The following is a 1181-nucleotide window of genomic DNA, read 5'->3' on the forward strand; positions in this document are numbered from 1 at the left end:
CGTAGCAACCATTAAAGGCTAGGCGGCTTTTTCGATCCAGGGCGTGCCCCGTTGCACGACAGTATTGGCGTAGATCAGGAGCTTGCGGGCGCAGGCGATGAGCGCTGCGTTATGGACTTTGCCGTTTGCCATGAGGCGGGCATACAGCGCGATCAGAGCCTTGTTCCAACGGAAGGCAGCTGGAAGGGCGGCGGCGAATAGGGAGCGCCGCAGGCGGCTGCGGCCTCCGGCGATTTTGCGCTGCCCTCTGTGCTGTCCGCTGTCAGCATCGAAGGGAGCCAACCCGGCCAGGGCTGCGGCTTGCTCCCGGCTGACGCGACCGAGCTCGGGCATGCGGATGACGATCGCCAGCGCCGTCCGCTCGCCGATGCCGGGAACGCTCAGCACCAGCTTGAGCCGCTTGGCCAGATCGTCGTAGGCACGAAGGCGCTTGGCAATGTCACGGATCTGCGCCGCCCTGCGTGCCTTCAACCGGGTGATGTCGCTGTCGACGATGCGTCGCAACGCAGGCTCGTCGATGTGCTCGAGACGGGTCTTGAAGCGCCGGATGTCTTCCTCGATCTGCTCAAGAAAGGTCAGATAGTCGGCCAATTCCGTCAATCGCGGATCCGGCGCGATCTCAGGGGGATCGAGCGCCGCAGCACAGGCAGCGATCAATACGGCGTCGAGCGCATCATTCTTGGCCCGGCGCAAATGGACCTTGGCGAACGCCTTGACCTGAAGCGGCTGCAGCAACAGCACGGTAAAGCCGGCCGATCGCAAATGCTCCACCACGCCACGTTCATAGCCGCCAGTGGCCTCGATCCCGATCCGTGTGACGCCGGCCTTGGCCAGGTTTGCTGCCAGAGCGCGCCAACCCGGCAAAGCATTGGCGACCTGCCAGCGCTCGGTTCGACCATGAACCGCGACGTCCAGCTTGGCCTTGGACGTATCGATCCCGGCCGTCGTTATGTTAGTCTGTGTCATCTTCGTCGACCCTGCCTTGTGAAGCGAACCAAGTTGTTCCGGCAACCATCCGGGTCCGATGAAGGTGCTGACGCGATCACGCTACGGGGCAGCCACAAACTGCTCTGGGTGGGCTCGATCCGATCATCAGCGGCCTGTCGCGGGGTGCAAACCGCGGCAGGCCATTCCTCACGGAACAGGTCGAGAATAACTGATCGCGCTATTACAAGGGTGGG

The 1181-nt window shown here is 63.0% G+C and carries 1 protein-coding gene; it reads right to left on the bottom strand.

Going from position 1 to position 1181, the window contains the following annotated elements:
- Nucleotides 1-18: 18 nt before the first annotated feature.
- Nucleotides 19-966: an IS110 family RNA-guided transposase gene (locus AC0L30_RS42980; protein WP_007591328.1), complete on the bottom strand. Its 948-nt coding sequence runs from the start codon at nucleotides 964-966 to the stop codon at nucleotides 19-21.
- Nucleotides 967-1181 lie beyond the last annotated feature (215 nt).

Source organism: Bradyrhizobium sp. MI1.11, assembly GCF_055811255.1.

Bases quoted from the DNA above. Each gene is read 5' to 3' on its own strand.
- AC0L30_RS42980 (WP_007591328.1), bottom strand. From the start codon at position 966: ATGACACAGACTAACATAACGACGGCCGGGATCGATACGTCCAAGGCC.